We start from the raw sequence: 20146 nt of genomic DNA, 5'->3' as shown, positions 1-20146 counted from the left end.
CGACTCGCCACGCCGGGTTCGCGCCCCGGTGCGGCGAGTACGTCGTAGGCTGCCCGCCTATGACCATTCTCGGTATCGGCTTGGACTTGGTGACGGTCTCCGAGTTCGCCGAACAGCTCGATCGCGTCGGAACCACCATGCTCCGAGAGAGTTTCACCCCAGGTGAGCGTCGCTACTGCCAGAGCAAAGGGACCGACCCGGCGCGCAGTTACGCTGCGCGGTGGGCGGCGAAGGAAGCAGTGCTCAAAGCATGGGCGTCGTCACGGTTCGCCCGTAGTCCGCAGATCGGGGACAACCCCTATCCACTGATCGAGGTGGTCAACGACGCATGGGGCAGGCCGAGTATCAAATTGCACGGTCTCGCCGCCGAATTCCTGCCCCGGGTGCGGGTGCACCTGTCGCTGACCCACGATGGCGATACCGCGGCCGCGATGGTGGTGCTCGAAGACCCTGGTGAGCTGGCCGATCTCATCGAAGGCCGGGATAGCTCGGGCTGAGGTGCGCGGTGGTTCCGGTAACCCGGACCACCGCGCATTATCCCTGGTTGCCGGAACGCGACTCTTTCTCCGCGACCAGCAGATAGGCCACCATCAATCGTTTGAGCTCGGCGACCGCTTCGGCGTTGCTCTGCCCGTTCTGCACCGAGAAGTTCAGCATCGAATAGACCACATGCACCAGCACTTCGGCCATCATGGTGCGTCGTGGCCGCGGGGTGCGCGGAGTGAGCGGCCGCAGCATCTGCGATACCACTTCGGCGAACTGTTTCTCGTGGATCACGCCGGTTGTCCTGGTGGAGGGAGTGGACTGCATGGCGAGCCAGACCTCACGCCGGGATGGGTCGGTCATCCAGAGATTGGCCAGGTGATCGACGAACTGATTCATATGCCGTAGCCAGTCCAGGGAGGGGATCTCGCCGTGGAAGTCGGCCAGCTCCTGGGAAACGGCAACCAGATCTTGGCGATTCAGCTCACAGACGATGACGTACTTATTGGCGAAGAACTGGTACAGCGTGCCGATCGGCACCTCAGCCCTTGCTGCCACCTCTTCGCAGGTGAACGATTCGAACCCCACCTCGACGAGCAGTTCCCTCGATGCTTGCAGTAAGGCGTCGAACTTGCGTTTGCTGCGTTCCTGCGTCGGCCTGCGGCGCGGCATGAGTTCTTGCGGGTCGTCCTGCAGCTCCAACGCAGGGTCCGGACGACGTTTCGACCTGGCCTCTGCGCTTACTTCCACCCACCTAGGCTACCGCTGGGATACGTGCGCGTTAACCGCATCGGCTTTTCGAGCCCAGCGGCCTCGATTTCCCACCTATCCACATGGGCTGTGGTATAGAACACATATCGAGCATGCGTTTATCTCGACATGTATTCCGCTCAGGGGAAATATGCGGCTTTCGATGAGCCGGTGAGCCGGTCGATGCGCAGAGGGAAGGCGTGATCAGTGGTGGCTGAATCTTTGGTGACTCTCGGCGTTTCCACCGAACGCGGTACCGTGCACGCGGTCGCGCTCGCCGACGGCGAGAAGCTGGCCGAGCGGGTGCGGTACCGGTGGATGGAACCTGCCGGGGACAGTCCGGCGGATGCGGCGGTGGCAGTGGAGACCGCGCTGGACGCGCTGGCCGCTCAACTCGGTTCGGATCGGGAGATCGGTGGTGTTGCGGTCGCGTACCGGGATGCCGCGCAGCGACGCGCCATCGTGACCCGGCTGGCGGCGGGTCCGTGGCACACCGCTTCGATGGTCTCGGCGAAGTCGGCTCATCTGAGCGCGGCGGGCATGATGACCTGGCTCGATACCTTCGACAATCTGCTGATCTGTGAGGTGGTTCGGGGATACCAGGCATTCACCTTGGTCGACCGCGGCCGCCGCCGGGTGCTCGCGGCGGTGGGGCAGGCCGCGGGCGCGACGTGGCAGTCTCTCGGCGCGACGGTGACCGCGGCGTGGGATCAACTGGATGCGGCCGAGACGCGGCCGGACGCGGTGACGGTGATCGGTTCGGAGGCCGGGGAGCCCGATGTACAGGCCGCGGTCGAGGGGTTCGGAGCGCCGGTGTTTCCGTGCAGGCTGTCCGCCTTCGCGGCCGCGGCAGGCGCCGCGGCGAACGCGCGTATGGAAACGGAGACCTATGCTGAACCGGTCGCCGAGCCGCATCGGGTGCGTGGTGGGGTGGCGTTGTTCACAGCGGCAGGTGTGCTGGCAGGCGGGGTGGTCGCAGGCGGAACCTATCTGCTGAAAACCCCCTCGCGTCCGGCGCCGAGTGTGGTCGCGGTCGAAGCCGGGGCCGATAGTGTCGAGGCGGTCGAGGCGGGTGCCGTTTCCGGCGGTTCCGGCCCTGGCCGGCGCAGCGCGGCGGACGGTCAGGTCCCTGGCCCGCTCGGTCCGGTCACGGGTTCGCTCGGTCCGGTCATGGGGTATGCCTCGACCGGAGCGCAGCGTTCCGGGGAACGTTCAGGCGCTTTCCCGGGCAGAGGGCCGCTGCGGCTGGTGCCGGCGGGAACCGCGGACGAGGAGACGGCGGATGCCCCGGCGCCGCGGGTACCGGGGACCGGGATACCTTCCAACCCCAAGCTGGGCCCACCCAATGGCGCGCTGCTCTTCCCTGGTGAAGCCCCACCGCCCGCAGCTTTCACCCCGGAGGCCGCGGACTGGTGGGACGAGCACCTCCGGTTGATGGCGCAGTGGGCTGTTCAGCAGATGCTGCAGATCTGAGCGCTGTCGCGGGGGTGGTGCCGCGCAGCGCCCAGCACTTCTGTGTCGCCGGGCTTTTCGCTGTGCGTCCTACACCGCGAGATCGCGACGCAGCTTGGCGACGTGGCCGGTGGCTCTGACGTTGTACTGCGCCACCTCGATCCGTCCCTGTTCGTCTACCAGAAAGGTAGAACGGATAACGCCGACGACTGTCTTGCCGTACATGGTTTTCTCGCCGTAGGCACCCCATGCTGTGAGTACGGTTCGATCCGGATCGGATAACAGCGGGAAGGTCAGTTTCTCGGCGTCACGGAACGCGGCCAGCTTCGTCGGTTTGTCCGGCGAGATACCGAGAACATCGATGCCTGCCTCGCCGAGGTCGGCCAGATTGTCGCGGAAATCGCAGGCTTGTTTGGTGCATCCGGGGGTGCTCGCGGCGGGGTAGAAATACACGATCACCTTACGGCCGCGATAGTCGGCGAGCGAGATACTTTTTCCGTCGGCATCGGGCAGGGTGAACTCCGGAGCGATATCGCCGGGGGCGAGTCGATGGTTGGTGGTCATCTTCAGCACGGTAACCGACTGCGCGGATCGGGAGACGGCCGCGCGGGCTGTATACCTCAGGGTGGGGTGGATAGACTCATTCGCGCACCCTGGCGCTCCGAAAACGGCTTAGCATACGTGATCAGTGGGCCCAGGCGCGGCAATCGACAACAGGAGGCTGGAACGTGGCAAGGGATACCGAGCGGATCGAGCGGGATATCGAGGCTGCTCGCACTCGGCTGGCGAGCACACTCGACGAGCTCGCGGTACGCACGGATCCACATCGGATCGCGGACGACACCAAGCAGATCGTGGTCGCGAAGTTGAACGACCCCAAGGTGAAATACAGCCTGATCGGCGGCGCGGCCCTGTGCGTCGGGCTGGTGCTGTTCAAGCTCTTCCGCTGAGCGCGAAACAGTGACCCCCGGTAGGCGATGCCTACCGGGGGTCACTGTTTCCCGTGGTCGGTTCAGACCGTCGGGCAGGCGAAGCCATCGCCATCGGGATCCAAATGCGGTCCGAAGCCTGGTTCTCCACGAAACAGTGGTGCCCTTCCAGCGGCGCGAGCCTCGTCACAATTGGCGAAAGCGCCACGGGCCGAACCGGATTGCGCCAGACTGGCCGATCCGGTCATGGCCGAGCCGGTGTCGATGGCTGAGGAGCCGGTTCCAGCGGAACCGGTACCGGGCGGAGGGGCGGCCAGGGCGGCGGGTGCGGCCAAGAAGGTCAGCCCCACGGCGACCGCGCTGACGGTGAGCCGGCGAACGTTCATATATCCCTCTGTATGTTTGCTGCGGCGGTTGGGCGCCCGGCCGGACGCCGCATCCACTGTTGTGACGGCTCGCTGTCTTGTCAACCGATAGGGCCGGAACCAGTGCAATCTCTTAAGAATTAAGTTTCCATGTCAACTAAAGACGGCTAAACTCTATTCCTATGGTCCGGTGGTTGCGTGATGACGAGCAGGAGACCTGGCAAGCATACGTACGATTGCGCCAGCGTTTGGACGGTGCGATTTCTGCGGGACTGGCCGAGGACGGGCTGTCGCTGGCGGATTACGAGCTGATGGTGGCATTGGCCGCGGCGCCGGGCGGATGTCTGCGTGCCAAAGAGTTGGCTGGCGAGGTGTGCTGGGAGAAGAGCCGGTTGTCCAAACATCTGGCCAGGATGGATGCCCGCGGGTTGGTCGAGCGTAGGCCCGCGACCGAGGATGCGAGAGGCATCATTGTTCAGCTCACCGCGAGCGGACGTACCGCGTTGGAGCGCGCCGCACCGAATCATGTGGACTTGGTTCGCCGTGTGTTCATCGAGCCGATGTCCGAGACGGAGGCTCGGTCGCTGCGCGCGCTCGCGGACAAGGTAGTTACCGAAGTAGAGCAGGCGGCCGGGCTCTGAGCTCGATCGGCGGGAGCGCGGTGGATCAGGACCACGGCGTGATCGGGGGTTTCACCCAGAGCAGCTTTTCGTCGGTGTGCGCGCGGTGCGCTGCCGGATGCGCGGGGTGCCGTTCGGCCCAGCTGTCTTTCTCGTCCAGCAATGTCGCCACCATCACCCAGGTTTCGTCGGTGCTCGGTGGATTGGTTCCTGCGGCCTTGGCCGCCTTGCGTCGCATGGGCGCGGGCATCGCGAGCACCTCGGTTCCGGTGATGTCGCGGTGCCAGAGGTAGCTCGCCAGTCGGCGGGCTTTCTGGGCGCGGCTCTCGGCGGCTGCGGCGCTATGTGCGTAGTCGGTCATGGCATGTCCACGGGGTCGGGTGCATAGACCTTAACCGACCTCGAGGTGAACGGGCCGGAGCGCGCCACGGCCTCCCCGTCGGCGATACGGGGAGGCCGGTCGGCGGTACTTGCTCAGTACGCGCCGTAGACGTTGTCCATCGAGCCGTAGCGAGACGCCGCGTAGTTGCAGGCGGCGGCGATATTGGCGACCGGATCGAAGATATCCCAGGAAGTTCCGGGGACGTGATAGGCGTTGAAGGTCGGTTCGATCACCTGGAGCAGGCCCTTGGACGGGGTACCTGCGGCGGCATTGGAGTCCCACAGGTTGATGGCCTGCGGATTTCCGGTGGACTCACGCATGATGTTGCGGTGGATGGCTTCATAGGAGCCAGGGATGTTGTTCGCCCGCATGATGTCGAGCGCCTCGCGGATCCATCCGTCCAGATTGTTCCCGTAGGAAATCGGCGCGGCGACTATTTCCGCTACCGGTGGGGCGAGGGGTGCCACAGCCTCGGCGACGGGCGTCATGACCTCAGCGATGGGTGCTGCGATGGCAGGGGCAGGCGCCTCGGTGGTCGGTGCTTCGGTGGTGGCTGCCGCCGAAGTAGTGGTGGAAGGCTGCTGTTCGGCCATCATGGTGATACGAGACGGGGCACTGCCATCGGCCATGGACACTGCGGAGGATGTGGTGACGGCCACGATGCCCGCTGCTGCGGCGGCGACTGCGACGGTGCCACGAAGCGAAGGGCGCCGCGAAGGGCGCCGGTGGGCGGGGCGACGGTGGGCGGGAAAGCGGCTGTCAGACATTGCGAATCGGTTCCTTGATCGGGGACTTACTCGATCCGGCCGCGTTCGGGCAGCACGGATTCTGCGGCGCACGCTCGTGGTCGTTCGCCGAAACGGCCATCTGCTGTTGTGTGGTTCTGCTGTGGGGACGTCCCTGTCCCCGGAGCGCGACCGCTTCGCGGGTAATGCCGGCTCGCCCGGTATGGGCCTCGGCTGCGGTGTCGCGCGGACTCCGCATCATGGATGCGAAGAGATAGGCGGAGAGATCGAGATTGCGGATCCGTTGCCGGACCGCCGGCTCCGCCGACCGCGTGGTTGGCTGCTGCTATCCGTCTGGCTGTTACCGAACTGATGTCTGTGACTGTTCGGTTCGACCAAACTTCAGGTCGTTCTGTGACCTGATTGCAGAATGGTCACGCTAGGTTAACGCAAAATGAACGGATATAGAACAGAAGGTTCTGGCGATCTTGAAGCGGCTGGCATACGAAGGCTGAATGTTGCCTTAAGCAGGGAGTTTGCTGGCGTACTAAACGTGTTGTGGATCACAAATTTTTTTATTGCAGAACTGAATATCCGGAGCCGACTCTGGGTATAGATGTCCGAATTGTGACCTGTGGTTCGTCTGAGAAAAAGCGTAGGACACGCTGAGGTCACGAGATTTTCAGTGTCCTGAATCACCGCAGCGCACCCGTTATGAACTACGGGTGCGCTGCGTGACGGGCTTATCGGGACTGTGATAGCGGAGGGTCGCCGGGCCGGATAAGCGGCCGGTCGAGATATGGCTGTGATTGTGGTGCTCGAGCAGCTGAAGCTCGCACCGCTGCCTTTCTGGCAGCGGTGCGAGCGGATCGAATATTGGTCGTGAGTGGGGGGACATGCTCGATGAGGTCGAGCACGAAACACGTCCGTCGCGGACGGTGATATCAAGCGGTCGAAGTGTGCGCTATCGCGTCGGTGGCTTGAATGAGCCGAGTGGAAGATGAACCGCTATGGATTATGGTGAGAGGAAACTCACCGAGCTCTGTCGGTAACCGATCAGAGTCGTGCCGCGCACAGCGCATCATGGCATGTGCAACCCTCGTCCTGGAGCTGTCCGGCGACACCGAGTACTTCCTCGGCCGACCGCACCTGGGGCTTGTGTTCGGTAAGCCAGGTCAGCATCTGAGCATTCAGCCTGCGTGGCTGGCAGCCACGCAGTTCGATCACCAATGCCGAATCCATATCCAGCAGTCGAAACATCGCGGACTGTCCCGCTGATCCGGGAACCATATCCAGCTGTACGCTGCCGATCTTCCAGCTACGGTTCTGTTGGTCTGGGTCCATCATTGCCGATTATCCTTTCCTGTCCCGCCGAAACTCACCCCTCGCTACGAGGGGGTACGCGGGTGACTGTGCGGGGTGCGCAGATGATCCAGCCGGCGGTAACTCCGAAATCGGACATAATTACCGTCAGAATAATTCCGAGCCACCAGCCCTACGAGTCCATGTGATGGGACGGTGGTCAAGTGTGGCCGCGAATTACTCCAGCTGGAACGGCATCACAACAGCATATCCTTATCTATCATTTACGCAAACCGCAAAACCGGTCATGAGCTTCGCGATGACGGAAACCATCGTCCGTTTTGTTCGTATTGCCCCAGAGTGGCTCTTCACCGGCGATAAGTTCTTCTCGGCCTCGGGCCGCTGCGTCCGCCACAACTCGAACTCCCCTTCCTACTGGAGATCTCGATGGTCACGCCATTACGCCATGTGTAGTGCATTCGACGGGATATCGAATGGATCGGTGCCGGGTGAGGTGTCAGCGGCGTTGGTCTCATCACATCCCGGCTCAGCGCGTAGCCGAAGGGATGGCGCTCGGGGTTTGTGGTTGCCGGGCGGGTGACCGGCCTACTCGCCTGTACGGCGAGGTCACGGTACAGGCGCTGCTCGGGCACGTCTCACCGGTTGTCACGGGACGGTACGTGCGCGTATCGGATGAGAGCCTGTGCCGGTTGGCGGATGCCGTGTGGTGTGTAGTCAGATATCGGTGGTGGTGCGGAGGGCTGTGGCGCGCTCCTCGTCGATCAGTTCGAGCTTGCTGATGGCGGCGGCGAATGTGTCGTGCTGTAGCCAGGCGATTTCGATATGTTCTCGCAATCGGCTCATCACGTTGTCGGTGGGGTCGATGCCGCCGCCGACGGCTTTCTGCTCGAATTTGGTTCGGAGTGCGACGGCGGATGGCAGGCTGCCCCAGCCCGACAGCTGTCCGAGGCGGCTGGCGTCGTCCAGGCAGTTCGACAGTCGTTCGGCATACTTCGCGGCGGCGGCGCGGAGTGTTTCGCCGAGTTCGTGTTCCATGCGGAACTCTCCGGCCATGGCTTGTCGGCCGAGGTTCGTCCAGTAGGCGTGTTGGTCCTCGATGTTCGGTGCCATTGGCTCCCCCCTTTGCTCTGTTGGTTACTGCGGTAGGTGTGGTTCCAGGGCCGCGGCGTAGCCGGTGACGATCTCGCACGGGTCGTTGATGTCGGGGCCGTAGTCGCTGAGCTGGCGCGTATCGACTATGAACATGCCCTGCTCGGCCTCGAACGACAACCAGCACGCGTCGCCTGCCGAGTCGCTGCTTTCCAGGAAATAGAGTGCGCGTCGGCCGTTGACAGTCCCATCGCGGAGGATGGTCACGCTTTCCTTGTTCCGCTCCTCCTCGAGGGTGTGGGAGGTGGACCACACGCCGACCCTGTAGTTGGTCGGTCCGTACCGGTTGTCCATCGGTTCCCATACGCATACGCGGAAGCTGGAGACTCCGGTGGGTGGGTCGGTCAGCACGTGCTTGGTGGTCGGGTCCAGCCCGGCGTCGATGAGTACTCGGTCGCTGATGCCGGGGTCGCGGCAGACGTTGTAGACGATGATCTCGTCGATGTTCCGTGTGGTCGGCTGTGCCGTCCCGGTGGTGGTGTCGTTGCACGCGGTGAGGCCTGTTACTGCCAGCCCGGCCGCGGCGATCGCTGCGACGCGCTTCATCCCCGCCCTTCCCTCGATTCAGACGGGAGCCTACCTCTAGTCAGGGGGTGGGCCGCTGCCACGCGAGGCGGTCGCGGGAGCACATGCTTTGCCCGCTGGTGTGGAGCTGTCGCAGACCGAGTCGGCCGAACGGCCGGATGTGACGCACCGGACGATCGTGAACTACGAGAACGGAGCGCCGGGGAAGATGTCGGCGATAGTGATGTGAGGCGACTATCACCGTCAGGAAGAGGATGACGCGGCACGCGATCACATAGCGCTTGTCAGCGACAGCTGAAGCTACAGCTGCCATGAAAAAGCCTCTCCGAGTTCAGCATATGAGCTGCTCGCAGAGGCTTTCTGTGGTGCGCCATCAGGGACTCGAACCCCGAACCCGCTGATTAAGAGTCAGCTGCTCTGCCAATTGAGCTAATGGCGCCCGCACCGCGTTCCGGTGCGGGACAAACCTTAACAGGCCGGGGCCGAAGAAGGGAAATCGCGCCCTGAGCAGGGTTGATGTAACACCTTACTGCGGCGGTAACGCGGGGGCGTGTGGAATTGATCTATCGGTTGTAACGCTGCAGTGACGGGCGTGGTGTTCACATTGGTCTGGAGGTGTCCGACTGGCAGAATGTCCGATCATGGTCCCGACCGCGCGTGGCACGGAAGGGGTGGGCGGCGTGGCGGTTGGTATCCGGGGCCATCGGTGTGTTCAGGGCACCGAGACTTGAAACGGGGTTGAGATGAGCATTGGTCAGGGTCGGCGTACGTCGGCCACAGGATGGTCGCTACGAAATATCGCAGGGCCGGTAATCGTCGTGGTCGTCGCCGCGTTGGCATTGACGGGGTGTTCGTCGCTCGACGACGAGGACGCGGCCGAGGTGCCTATCGACCGCAACCCTATTACGGAATTGATCAAGCCCAAGCTGTCGTCTCCGATCAAGGACGGCGAGGTGGGGGTCTCTCCGATCATGCCGATGACTTTCGCGGTGGAGGACGGCAAGTTCACAGATGTGACTTTGCTCAATCCGCAGGGCAAGGAGGTGAGCGGCGAGCTGGCTGCCGATGGGCGGTCGTGGGAGACCACCGAAGTGCTCGGTTATGGCAAGACCTATCGGTTACAAGCCGATGCGATCGGGCTCGGTGGCGCGAATTCCGCGACGCTGAGTTTCACCACCAGTTCGCCGGACAACCAGACCAAGCCCTATCTGATCCCTGGCGAAGGGCAGGTGGTCGGCATCGGTCAGCCGGTGGCCATCCAGTTCGACGAGAACATCCCCGATCGAAAGGCCGCACAGGATGCGATCAAGATCACTACCGAACCACCGGTGGAGGGTGCGTTCTATTGGTTGAACAACCGTGAGGTGCGTTGGCGGCCGGAGCATTTCTGGGCACCTGGGACCACGGTCACTGTCGATGTGAACGTCTATGGGCGAGATCTCGGTGACGGACTGTACGGCCAAGACGATATTCATTCGTTCTTCACCATCGGTGACGCGATGGTCTTCACCGCGGACGACAACACCAAGCAGGTGACCGTCGAGCGGAACGGTCAGGTGATCCGGACCATGCCGACGTCGATGGGCAAGGACAGCACGCCAACCGACAATGGCATCTACATCGTGGCGGAACGGCACGAGAAGATCATCATGGACTCCTCGACCTACGGCGTGGCGGTCGACTCAGCGGACGGTTACCGGACTCCGGTGGACTTCGCGACGAGAATGTCCTACAGCGGTATCTTCTTCCACTCGGCACCGTGGTCGGTCGGCCAGCAGGGCTATAGCAATACCAGTCATGGTTGTCTGAATCTCAGTCCGGCGGACGCGCTGTGGGTGTATCAGAACGCCAAGCGCGGCGATATCGCGATCGTGAAGAATACCGTGGGCGGCACCCTGTCCGGTGTGGACGGCTTGGGTGACTGGAACATTCCGTGGCAGGTCTGGAAGGCGGGTAACGCCGACGACAACCGCTGAGCCACAACAGGAGAACGCCGGACGGGCCACCAGGGATCTGGTGGCCCGTCCGGCGTTCTCCTGGACGGTGGTCTCAGGGATTCAGTATGTCGCAGTTCAGGTAGGCGTCGCCGAGGAGGGCGAATGCGCTGCCGGTGGCTGCGCACAGCAGTTTGCCGCTCTCGGCGGATCCGGTGATGGCCAGCCCGCTCACCGAGCCACTCGATGCCGAGCCGGATTCGGGTGTCGATGGGAGGTCGAGGCCCGCGGCCGCGGTCCCGGTGGACCCGGTCAGGACAGTGGCGCCGACGAAGGCTGCGATAACCGCAGAACGCATCACGAGGTGTCTTTCTGGTCGAACAGGGAGGGTGCTCCAGCGACACCGCCCCCGCGAGCAGTCTACGGGTGTCTTCGGGTGCTGTATCAAATTCTGGAAGATATTCGGCTACAACACAGTCGGTAGCGGACATCCCGACGGTCTGATACGCCGTACCGGCTGCGGGCCGGGGCTCGGTGAGAAGCGGGCGCGAGCTGAATGGAGTTCGTAGCTTGAAGAGCGCTGGTGACCCGAACAGAGCTGTGGCCCAGGTGCCGGAGTTTCTCCGGCACCTGGGCCACTCTGGGGTGAGCGACGGGACTCGAACCCGCGACAGCCAGGATCACAACCTGGTGCTCTACCAACTGAACTACGCTCACCATTGCCGGTGAACAACCGGCGCGCTAGATACTAGCGCGTTACCCCCCGAACTCCCTAATCGGTATCCGGCGAGCCGTTGACCTGGGACGTTTCGTTCTGTTCTGTGCTGACCTCCGCGGCGACCGCCGCGATATCGGTTGTGGATGGACCGGGCTGGGCGACGAACGCGGTGCGCCGGTAGTACTCCAGTTCACGGAGGGACTCCTTGATATCGGCCAGAGCCCGATGGCTCAGGCCTTTCTCCGGCTGACCGAAGTAGATGCGTGGGTACCAGCGACGGCACAGTTCTTTGATCGAGCTCACATCGACCATCCGGTAGTGCAGATGGGCATCCAGTAGCGGCATATCCCTGGCGATGAACCCGCGATCGGTGGCGATCGAATTACCGGCCAGCGGCACGGTGCGTGGGGCGGGAACGTATTGGCGGATATAGTCGAGCACTCGCTGCTCGGCCTCGGCCAGAGTGACAGTGGAACGGCGGACCTCGTCGGTCAGGCCCGACCGCGCGTGCATCTCGGCGACCACATCTGGCATCGCGGCGAGCGCCTCGTCATCGGCGTGGATGACGATGTCCACGCCCTCGCCGAGGATATTGAGATCGCTATCGGTCACCAGTGCGGCCACCTCGATCAGCTTGTCGCTGTCGAGGCGTAGGCCGGTCATCTCACAATCTATCCACACCATGTACTTGTCGCTCACTCGAGCAACATTAGCCGGGGCGACTCGCCGCACCTGTACTATGCCCGATTCGCTCGTTTCGGTGCGTCGGCCGGCGCAGTGCGGTCCGCGGCGGGTTGTTCAGCTACCGAGCTTCTTGTAGAACGCGCCCGCGATGGGTGCGGTGAACCCCCGCGGACCGTATTGTCCCGCTACGCTCATGCCCTTGCTGATCAGCCCGGGAACTACGCGCATTTTGTTGTGTACGAGCGCGTCGATGGAGACCTTGGCGGTGTATTCCGAGGAAACCCACATGAAGTCGGGTACCAACCGGTCGACGATGGAGGCATTCGCCGGGTCCGGGGTCTCGGTGCGGACCGGGCCGGGGGCCAGCAGGGTGACATGCACCCCGGAGCCCTTCAGCTCGCCGCGCAGCGACTCGCAGAAGGTATTGGCGAACGCCTTGCTCGCGGCGTAAGTGGCATTGTTCGGGATCGGCATATTGCCCGCCGCCGAACCACTGACCAGAATGCCTCCGCCGCCGCGGGCGATCATGCCGGGAAGTACAGCCAACGTGAGATCATGCACCGCGACGGTATTCAGTTCCACCTGCGCGCGCTCGTAGTCCGGATCGAGGTCGGCGACCGAGCCGAAGGTTGCGATCCCCGCGTTATTGCACAGCACGGCGATATCGCGGGCGGCCAGCTCCTCGGCCAGCTGGGCGCGTTGAGTACGGTCGGCCAGATCGACGGGTCGCACTTCCGCGGTGATGCCGTGTGCCAAGGTCAGTCGCTGCGCGAGCTCGGTCAGCAGTTCGCCGCGGCGGGCGGTGAGGATCAGCGAGTAGCCACGGGCGGCGAGCTCGGCGGCGAGTGCGGTACCGATGCCGGAAGAGGCTCCGGTGACGACCGCACGGTTATTCGAAGTAGGGGAGGGCAGGCTCACCTGGTGCAGCCTAGGCGATACGGCGCACCATCGCGGTTGTGCCTGCCACTCCGGGGGACAGCGGCCGAGGTTCCTGCTCGGCCGCTGGGACGGTCAGAGCCTGGCGGCCAGTCTGGTGCCCTGATCGATGGCTCGTTTGGCGTCGAGCTCGGCGGCGAGCTCGGCACCGCCGATGAGGTGCAGGTTGACGCCCGCGGCCTGTAGCGGGGCGACCAAGTCGCGGACGGATTCCTGGCCCGCGCAGATCACCACATTGTCGACCGGGATCAGCTGGGGCCGTTCGCGCTTCTCACCGAAGCTGATGTGCAGGCCGTTGTCATCGATGCGTTCGTAGTTCACGCCGCCGATCTGCTCGACGCCCTTGGTCTTCAGTGCGGCGCGGTGCACCCAGCCGGTGGTCTTGCCGAGATCTTTGCCGAACGGAGTGTTCTTACGTTGCAGCAGAACGACTTCCCGGGTAGCCGGAGCAGGTCGGGGAGTAGTGAGCTGTCCTTGGGCTTGTTCGTCCTCGGTGGTGATGCCCCACTCCTCTTTCCATTCATCCAGTTTGAGCGTGGGATGTCCTTCGACGGTGAGGAATTCGCTCACGTCGTAGCCGATACCACCCGCGCCGATCACGGCGACCCGCTTACCGACCGGCTTCTCCTCGCGAACCAGCTCGGCATATGACAGCACCATGGGGTGGTCGATACCGGGGATATCGGGGATCCGCGGCTGCACACCGGTGGCGAGCACGACCTCGTCGTAGCGTCCCGCGATGAGTTCGTCCGCATTCGCTCGCTTGTTCAGGTGCACGGTGACACCGGTGAGTTCGAGCTTCCTGGTGTAATAACGGATCGATTCGTCGAATTCTTCCTTGCCGGGAATACGGCGGGCGATATCGAACTGGCCGCCGATCTTGTCATCGGATTCGAACAGCTCGACCCGATGGCCGCGTTCGGCGAGATTCACTGCCGCCGAGAGTCCAGCCGGTCCCGCACCGACCACCGCGATGCGTTTGGTGCGTCGGGTCGGCAGCAGTTTCAGTTCCGTTTCGTGGCCTGCGCGCGGGTTGAGCAGGCAGGAAACGATCTTGCGTTCGAAGGCGTGATCCAAGCAGGCTTGGTTGCAGGCGATGCAGGTGTTGATCTCGTCGACGCGATCCTGCGCGGCCTTGTTCACCCATTCCGGGTCGGCGAGTAGCGGACGGGCCAGTGAAACGAGCTGGGCGTCGCCACGGGTGAGGATCTCCTCGGCCACCTCGGGCATATTGATCCGGTTGGACGCGCAGACCGGAATGTTCACCTGCGCGGTGATCTTCGCGGTGAACTCGACGAAGGCCGCACGAGGTACCGAGGTGACGATGGTCGGCACCCGCGCCTCGTGCCAGCCGATATCGGTATTGAGGATATTCACCCCGGCTGCTTCGAGTTCCTTTGCCAGTGTGACGATCTCGTCGAAACTCTGCCCCTGCTCCACCAGTTCGGCCATGGACAGCCGGAACACGATGATGAAGTCCGGGCCGACCGCGGCGCGGGTGCGGCGCACGATCTCCACCGCGATTCGGCGCCGATTCTCTGCCGATCCGCCCCACTTGTCGGTGCGCTTGTTGGTGCGCGGCGCGAGGAACTGGTTGATGAAATATCCTTCACCGCCCATGATCTCGCAGCCGTCGTAGCCTGCGAACTCGGCCAGCTTCGCGCAGCGGGCGTAATCGTCGATGGTGCGCTCGACACCCTTGGCCGAGAGGGCGCGTGGCCGGAACGGATTGATCGGGGCCTTGAGCGATGAGGCCGAAACACTGCCTGGCATATAGGAGTAGCGGCCTGCGTGCAGGATCTGGATGGCGATCTTCCCACCCTGCTCGTGCACCGCCTTTGTGATCGCCCGGTGCCGGTATGCCTCGGTCTTGTTGGTCAGTTTCGCGCCGAACGGCAGCAGCCAGCCGGTGCGGTTGGGCGCGTATCCGCCGGTGATGATCAGACCGGCCCCGCCGCGCGCGCGTTCGGCAAAGTAGGCGGCCAGTTTGTTGGTGTCCCAGGCGCGGTCCTCCAAGCCGGTGTGCATCGACCCCATCACCACGCGGTTGCGCAGTGTGGTGAAGCCGAGATCGAGCGGCTCTAGCAGGTGGGGGAAGGAACTCATGAATGCGGTCGCCTTTCTCCGTCAATCCGCATGCGAAGCCGATACCCGCGGGTGCGGTGCGTGCGGATGTAGGGCTTGCAGAACTTCATCGCACCATTCGATGAACCCGGACTCCGCGCGAATTCCCGCGCGGAGGACGAGGTACTGGTGCAGGGTCGTCCCGGTGAGCTGTTCCGGGACGGGGAAATCATGGTGTTGGATATGCGAGTACAGCTCGAGTCGATGGGCGTGCTGGTCGCGGTGGCGGGCCACTTCGGCGCGCAAAGCGGTGATATCGCCGTAGGCGGCGGCGCGGATCTTCACCGCGAGTTCGTTACGTGGTGTTTCGGGATCACTCGGTGCGGCGATCCAGCGAGCCAGCTCGGTGCGGCCTGCTGGGCTCACCGAGTACACCTTCTTGTCCGGCTTGCCGGTTTGGGTCACTGCCGTGCTGTGTACCCAGCCGGACTTCTCCATCCGTTTGAGGACGCGGTAGATCTGTTGATGGGTCGCGCTCCAGAAATAGCCGATGGATTTGTCGAAGCGGCGCGCGAGCTCGTAGCCCGAGCCTGCGCGCTCGGTCAGCGATACCAGCAGCGCGTGCTCGAGTGCCATGTGGTGAGCGTAACCGTCGCAGACCACCCTATGCAACTAGTTGCATAGCATTTCTGGCGCCTATGTTGTTCCGAGCCGAGTACCAAGGGCGGTACTGCGGACTGCCGGAGTACCGCACTCGAGCAGGTTGTGGCGGCTATGCTGCGCGGCATGACGGAGGCAGACGCGCCTGCTGCGAGGCGCGGGCAAGTAATCGCGTGGGGGTTATGGGACTGGGGGTCCGCGGCATTCAACGCCGTTATCCTCACCTTCGTTTTTTCGGTCTATCTCACCGATAAGGTCGGTGATGATCTACCCGGCGGGATCTCGGCCAGCGCCTGGCTGGCCTGGGCGCTCGGTATCGCGGGCTTGTTCGTGGCATTGACCGCTCCGATCAGTGGACAGCGTTTCGATGCGGTGGCGAAGCGCAAACTCTCCCTCGGGGTGCTGACCGCACTGACGGTTGTGGCGATGACGCTGATGTTCTTCGTGCACGACGACTATCACGACCTGTGGCTCGGCCTGGTGCTCCTGGCATTCGGGTCGGCCTGTTTCGAATTGGCCAATGTGCCCTACAACGCGATGCTGCGGCAGGTGTCCACACCGGGGAATGTCGGCCGAGTATCCGGATTCGGTTGGTCGATGGGCTATTTCGGTGGCATCATCCTGCTGCTGATCTGTTACTTCGGTTTCATATCCGGGGAGGGGGACACCCGCGGACTGCTCCAGGTGCCGACCGACAACGGGCTCAACATCCGGCTGGTCGCCGTACTGGCGGCGGTGTGGTTTGCCGCCTTCGCATTGCCGATCCTGTTCGCGGTGCCGGAATTGCCGCGAGCCGCTGCCGGTCCCCGTGCTGCTGCCGCCGGGTTCTTCGGCTCATACCGGGTGCTCTGGCGCGATCTGCGCGACCTATGGCGCGCGGATCGGCGCACGGTCGGGTTTCTGCTGGCCAGTGCCGTGTTCCGCGATGGCCTCGCCGGGGTGTTCACCTTCGGGGCGGTGCTGGCGGTCCGGGTCTACGGAATCGCCGATTCGGATGTGCTGCTGTTCGGTATAGCCGCCAATGTGGTCGCCGCGCTGGGGGCGATCGTCGCAGGCCGTTTCGATGACCGCGTCGGGCCGAAGGCCGTCATCGTGGTATCCCTTGTCGCGATGTTGGTATGCGGGCTCGTCCTGCTCATCGTCTCCGGCCCGCTGCTGTTCTGGATCTTCGGTCTGTTGCTCACTGTTTTCGTCGGCCCAGCGCAAGCGGCGGCGCGCTCATTCCTGGTCCGGCTTGCCCCAGTGGGGAGTGAAGGACAGCTCTTCGGCTTGTATACGACTACGGGACGCGCGGTGTCCTTCCTGGCCCCTAGCCTCTTCGGTTTGTTCGTCTGGTTGTTCGAGGCGGATCGCGCGGGCATCGCCGGCCTGCTCGTGGTGCTCGCGGCCGGACTCGTGGTGCTGCTTCCGGTCCGGTCGCCGGACCCGGTCGCCGACCGGGCTTCTGGGAAATCCGGCGCAGCGTGATCGATGCGAAACGCCGATACCGAGTTCGTGCGGGGGCTGGCAGGGGCAGAGGGTTCCCATTCGGGCGCGCACCTGTGGACGCGAATGGTGCGGTCGATGACCTCCATGGCGCCGAGCCGGGAGAGTAAGGCATCACCCGGACTTTCCGGGATATGACGTAAACCCTCCGGAGGGTATCGGAAAAATATGAATAAATCAGGGGTGGGAATGTTCGAGTAATTCGAAAGCGTCGAGAGAATAATTTAATAATTGACATCTTCCAGCGCTGGGCACACCGGTGGTGTCGCCGACAACCGCACCGGCGATACCACCGAGCCGACCAGGAGATCGGCGCGTGGATCGCCGGTGCGATCGAGTTGAACCAAGAGGTCGCCATGGCGCCAGGGGGCGGGCGCGTCGGGGCGATTACCACACTGGCAGCCGCCGCCGGTGTTCGATGACGTCGGTGATCAGATCCTGATAGCCGTCGATCAGTTCGGCGAGCCTGGTCCAATGCAGGTGAGCTTCCCCGTCCCCCTGTGCCGGATGGGGCTGCTCTTTTTTGTTGTCGGTCAAAGATCGTTGGGCGGCAACCCACTTCGCCGCTATCCGATCGATGACCGCACCGAGCGTCTCGGTATGCACCGAGGCCCCCGCTCGATGCTCTACGTTGGTGGTCACCCACGAGTCGATGTATCCGACCCATTCGGCGCGCCTGCCATCGATGTCCTCCAGCAATTGACTGTACGCCGCGACATGCGTGCTGCAGGCTCCGGGGGCGTGTAGCCGTTCGAGCGCCCGACCTCGCTGTTCATGGCATTCGACGAGCCTGCGCGCGGCGTGCAGTACGCGGTGGCGCTGCTGTTCGGCAGTATCCGGTTCGCGAAATGCGTGAAGCAGTGCGGCCGGTGGTGGCAGCTCTTCAGCCGTCAAGCTGCTTTGCGCGTATTCGGTTGGCATGGCATACCTCTGCGACACAATCAGAATTTTGGCTACGCCGAGGTCGAGGGGATCGGAGGGGAGGAGCGCCCCACGGCCCAGCGTAGTCCCGCACCCGAATGCTATCCCATAGCCCACCGTTGCGTCGGCGGCGCCGGGAAATTCTCGCTGATGCACGAGAAGACGGGTCCGAGAAATTGAGACACTTTCAGGAAAGCGCGGTATCCGAATCGGCGCAATAGCGCGGTGTGCAGATAGTAAAGCTGCCGGGAAATTGTTATGTTCCGTTACAGATCGGTCACCCGTTACCGCGTTCCGATACGCACTCATTAATGGCTTGGCACATGAGTGGCAACCATATCGGGACTGGTGCTGCGTGTGCCCATCCGATCGATTAACCTCGGTATTCGTGCCTGCCTATGTGTCATCGCCTGAGCTGACATTCGGCTTCCTGTTCGCGTTGGAAGACCCCGAGCGAATCGCGGATGTCGTACGCACTCTCATCGTCCGCAAGGCTGTCTCGGTCTTCCGTCTTGCCCGGCTGTCCGATGACGACGGTCCACCGGAGCGGTATGTGGTCAACTGGGCGGTCATACCGCAGATCTCGATCACCACCATCGTGCCGGATGCGGACGAGCTGTTGGCGACCAGAACCATGCTGGTCAATGCATTCCTCAGTGAAGACGGCGAGGTCAGTCTCTATTCGGCACAGTCGAGCGGACCGACCTGATCGTCCGGACCGGGTAGCTGCCCGGAACGGGCGGGTCCGAACGACTTCGGGTCTCCCGGTGCTGTACCCGAATCGAAGGTTCCGGTGCGGGTTTCGATATTCGGGTGCGCAGTAGCCTGCGTACCCGATCTGTTGGCGTGTCGGTATCGGATAGTGCCGTTCCTGGGCAGCCTGATACGCGACAATCAGGGCATACCGTGCTGGTTGCGGTGAGGTGTGAGCAACCGGAAGGAGCGTCGCTCATGGAACCGGAAAAGCCTGTCGTGTCAGCCACCCCGATTCGTGTACGTGGTGATCTCGACCCCGCGCTGTCTCGATGGATGTGGTTGATCAAGTGGCTATTGGCTATTCCGCACTACATTGTGCTGTTCTTCTTGCACATCGCCTATCTGGTTCTCACGGTCATCGCGTTCTTCGCGATCTTGATCACCGGTAAGTACCCGCGAGCGGTGTTCGAGTTCAATGTCGGCGTGATGCGCTGGAGCTGGCGGGTTGTCTTCTACTCCCTGTTCGTGCTCGGTACCGACAAATATCCGCCGTTCAGTCTCCGGTCGGACGCGGACTACCCGGCCGATCTGGAGATCGACCGCCCGGAGACATTGCACCGCGGTCTGGTCTTGGTGAAGTGGTGGCTGCTGGCCATCCCGCACTATGCGATAGTGGCCGCGATGACGGGCGGGGGTGTCTCGATAGGAATGAGCGATAGTGAGGACTTGGCTGGTGCCTCGATCCCGCTGGGCAGCATCCTGCTGATCATCGCGGTGCTCGTGTTGTTGTTCACGGCGCGCTATCCGCGCGGTATCTACGATTTCGTGATGGGCATCAACCGCTGGTTCATCCGGGTGCAGGCGTACGCGGGGCTGATGCGGGACGAATATCCGCCCTTCCGGCTCGACCAGGGAGCCCGCGAAGCAGACTGACGGCAGGCGCCGTCCCGCGTGGCGCATCGGGCCGGGGTGCGCTGGGTCACCACAAGCGTTTGTTCACAAAGTCTTTCGATGCTGCCACTCGATCAGGGCGGCAGTGATATCCCGGACGCGGGCGATCTTCCCGCCGCCGCGTCCGTGTCGAGTCCGCCGGGGGCGGCATGAACATCGGCTGGACCTCGGTGCGCGCGATCCCGCAAAACCGCACTGGCGAAAGAGTAATCGATATCTCCGTTGGGTGCGGATCCCGGAAATCATGAACACCGCTGCGCTATAAGATCTTTGTCGCAGCGATGGCGCACGCGGATGCCGCGGATCTTCGCGATACGGCAGTCGATCGGCATCATGAGCAATTCAGTACAGGGACGAGCGTGTCACGGCAGGCGGCGTACTGATAGCGCCATGG

At 63.2% G+C, this 20146-nt stretch carries 22 protein-coding genes and 2 tRNA genes; 8 read left to right on the top strand and 16 right to left on the bottom strand.

From position 1 onward, the window contains the following. Positions 1–59: 59 nt before the first annotated feature. Positions 60–497, top strand: a complete 438-nt coding sequence (acpS, locus tag ACL02S_RS11635) for a holo-ACP synthase AcpS (protein WP_412802373.1) — start codon at positions 60–62, stop codon at positions 495–497. Between the two features lie 37 nt (positions 498–534). Here acpS and ACL02S_RS11630 read toward each other — a convergent pair whose 3' ends face one another. Beyond that, a complete protein-coding gene (locus ACL02S_RS11630) occupies positions 535–1155 on the bottom strand; it encodes a TetR/AcrR family transcriptional regulator (protein ID WP_412802481.1) in 621 nt (206 codons plus the stop codon). A gap of 288 nt (positions 1156–1443) precedes the next feature. Between ACL02S_RS11630 and ACL02S_RS11625 the strand changes: the two genes are divergently transcribed. Further along, positions 1444–2706 carry a hypothetical protein gene (locus ACL02S_RS11625; protein WP_412802372.1) on the top strand — a complete coding sequence of 421 codons (1263 nt, stop codon included), beginning with the start codon at positions 1444–1446 and terminating at the stop codon, positions 2704–2706. Between the two features lie 69 nt (positions 2707–2775). Here the strand turns inward: ACL02S_RS11625 and bcp are convergent, their stop codons facing one another. Next, positions 2776–3249 (bottom strand): thioredoxin-dependent thiol peroxidase, encoded by a 474-nt coding sequence (gene bcp / locus ACL02S_RS11620; RefSeq protein ID WP_412802371.1) that lies wholly within the window; start codon positions 3247–3249, stop codon positions 2776–2778. Positions 3250–3413: 164 nt separating this feature from the next. On the opposite strand from bcp, the gene ACL02S_RS11615 reads away from it, so the two are divergent. Further along, entirely contained in the window at positions 3414–3635 is a 222-nt protein-coding gene (locus tag ACL02S_RS11615) for a DUF3618 domain-containing protein (RefSeq protein ID WP_412802370.1), read from the top strand. A gap of 62 nt (positions 3636–3697) precedes the next feature. Here the strand turns inward: ACL02S_RS11615 and ACL02S_RS11610 are convergent, their stop codons facing one another. Then, positions 3698–4000 (bottom strand): excalibur calcium-binding domain-containing protein, encoded by a 303-nt coding sequence (locus ACL02S_RS11610; protein WP_412802369.1) that lies wholly within the window; start codon positions 3998–4000, stop codon positions 3698–3700. A 173-nt stretch (positions 4001–4173) separates the two neighbouring features. Between ACL02S_RS11610 and ACL02S_RS11605 the strand changes: the two genes are divergently transcribed. Continuing rightward, a complete protein-coding gene (locus tag ACL02S_RS11605; RefSeq protein WP_412802368.1) occupies positions 4174–4620 on the top strand; it encodes a MarR family winged helix-turn-helix transcriptional regulator in 447 nt (148 codons plus the stop codon). A 25-nt stretch (positions 4621–4645) separates the two neighbouring features. On the opposite strand, the gene ACL02S_RS11600 is transcribed toward ACL02S_RS11605, so the two are convergent. The 6 genes from ACL02S_RS11600 to ACL02S_RS11575 all read right to left on the bottom strand — a co-directional run bounded on the left by ACL02S_RS11600 (position 4646) and on the right by ACL02S_RS11575 (position 9142). Further along, positions 4646–4960 carry a hypothetical protein gene (locus ACL02S_RS11600; RefSeq protein ID WP_412802367.1) on the bottom strand — a complete coding sequence of 105 codons (315 nt, stop codon included), beginning with the start codon at positions 4958–4960 and terminating at the stop codon, positions 4646–4648. 113 nt (positions 4961–5073) lie between these two features. Then, positions 5074–5748, bottom strand: coding sequence for a transglycosylase SLT domain-containing protein (locus tag ACL02S_RS11595; RefSeq protein WP_412802366.1), 675 nt, complete (start codon positions 5746–5748; stop codon positions 5074–5076). A gap of 1014 nt (positions 5749–6762) precedes the next feature. Next, positions 6763–7053: a hypothetical protein gene (locus ACL02S_RS11590; RefSeq protein WP_412802365.1), complete on the bottom strand. Its 291-nt coding sequence runs from the start codon at positions 7051–7053 to the stop codon at positions 6763–6765. Positions 7054–7743: 690 nt separating this feature from the next. Further along, the gene (locus tag ACL02S_RS11585; protein WP_412802364.1) at positions 7744–8139 is read right to left on the bottom strand and encodes a hypothetical protein; all 396 of its coding nucleotides are present in this window, start codon (positions 8137–8139) and stop codon (positions 7744–7746) included. Between the two features lie 24 nt (positions 8140–8163). Continuing rightward, positions 8164–8724 carry a DUF3558 domain-containing protein gene (locus tag ACL02S_RS11580; RefSeq protein WP_412802363.1) on the bottom strand — a complete coding sequence of 187 codons (561 nt, stop codon included), beginning with the start codon at positions 8722–8724 and terminating at the stop codon, positions 8164–8166. A 342-nt stretch (positions 8725–9066) separates the two neighbouring features. Then, positions 9067–9142: transfer RNA gene (locus ACL02S_RS11575), tRNA-Lys, on the bottom strand. A gap of 304 nt (positions 9143–9446) precedes the next feature. Between ACL02S_RS11575 and ACL02S_RS11570 the strand changes: the two genes are divergently transcribed. Further along, positions 9447–10679 (top strand): L,D-transpeptidase, encoded by a 1233-nt coding sequence (locus ACL02S_RS11570; protein WP_412802362.1) that lies wholly within the window; start codon positions 9447–9449, stop codon positions 10677–10679. Between the two features lie 73 nt (positions 10680–10752). On the opposite strand, the gene ACL02S_RS11565 is transcribed toward ACL02S_RS11570, so the two are convergent. The 6 genes from ACL02S_RS11565 to ACL02S_RS11540 form a co-directional block, all read right to left on the bottom strand. Then, the gene (locus ACL02S_RS11565) at positions 10753–10995 is read right to left on the bottom strand and encodes a hypothetical protein (protein WP_412802361.1); all 243 of its coding nucleotides are present in this window, start codon (positions 10993–10995) and stop codon (positions 10753–10755) included. A 283-nt stretch (positions 10996–11278) separates the two neighbouring features. Further along, a tRNA-His gene (locus ACL02S_RS11560) sits at positions 11279–11354 on the bottom strand. Positions 11355–11409: 55 nt separating this feature from the next. Continuing rightward, positions 11410–12054, bottom strand: a complete 645-nt coding sequence (gene orn, locus ACL02S_RS11555; protein WP_412802360.1) for an oligoribonuclease — start codon at positions 12052–12054, stop codon at positions 11410–11412. Between the two features lie 99 nt (positions 12055–12153). Beyond that, positions 12154–12957 (bottom strand): mycolate reductase, encoded by an 804-nt coding sequence (gene cmrA, locus ACL02S_RS11550; RefSeq protein ID WP_412802359.1) that lies wholly within the window; start codon positions 12955–12957, stop codon positions 12154–12156. 93 nt (positions 12958–13050) lie between these two features. Beyond that, positions 13051–15081, bottom strand: coding sequence for an FAD-dependent oxidoreductase (locus ACL02S_RS11545; protein ID WP_412802358.1), 2031 nt, complete (start codon positions 15079–15081; stop codon positions 13051–13053). Between the two features lie 21 nt (positions 15082–15102). Next, positions 15103–15675 (bottom strand): PadR family transcriptional regulator, encoded by a 573-nt coding sequence (locus ACL02S_RS11540; RefSeq protein ID WP_412802357.1) that lies wholly within the window; start codon positions 15673–15675, stop codon positions 15103–15105. Between the two features lie 150 nt (positions 15676–15825). Between ACL02S_RS11540 and ACL02S_RS11535 the strand changes: the two genes are divergently transcribed. Next, complete coding sequence (locus ACL02S_RS11535; protein WP_412802356.1) at positions 15826–17166, top strand: MFS transporter; 1341 nt, start codon at positions 15826–15828, stop codon at positions 17164–17166. A 405-nt stretch (positions 17167–17571) separates the two neighbouring features. On the opposite strand, the gene ACL02S_RS11530 is transcribed toward ACL02S_RS11535, so the two are convergent. Continuing rightward, on the bottom strand, positions 17572–18105 hold the full coding sequence (locus tag ACL02S_RS11530) for a DUF4254 domain-containing protein (protein ID WP_412802355.1): 534 nt from the start codon (positions 18103–18105) through the stop codon (positions 17572–17574). Between the two features lie 388 nt (positions 18106–18493). On the opposite strand from ACL02S_RS11530, the gene ACL02S_RS11525 reads away from it, so the two are divergent. After that, positions 18494–18814 carry a hypothetical protein gene (locus tag ACL02S_RS11525; RefSeq protein ID WP_412802354.1) on the top strand — a complete coding sequence of 107 codons (321 nt, stop codon included), beginning with the start codon at positions 18494–18496 and terminating at the stop codon, positions 18812–18814. Between the two features lie 242 nt (positions 18815–19056). Further along, the gene (locus ACL02S_RS11520; protein WP_412802353.1) at positions 19057–19734 is read left to right on the top strand and encodes a DUF4389 domain-containing protein; all 678 of its coding nucleotides are present in this window, start codon (positions 19057–19059) and stop codon (positions 19732–19734) included. The last annotated feature ends 412 nt before the right edge of the window (positions 19735–20146 follow it).

This window comes from Nocardia spongicola (assembly GCF_047200775.1).
GTDB lineage: Bacteria > Actinomycetota > Actinomycetes > Mycobacteriales > Mycobacteriaceae > Nocardia.
This window is presented reverse-complemented; position numbering and strand designations above follow the sequence as displayed.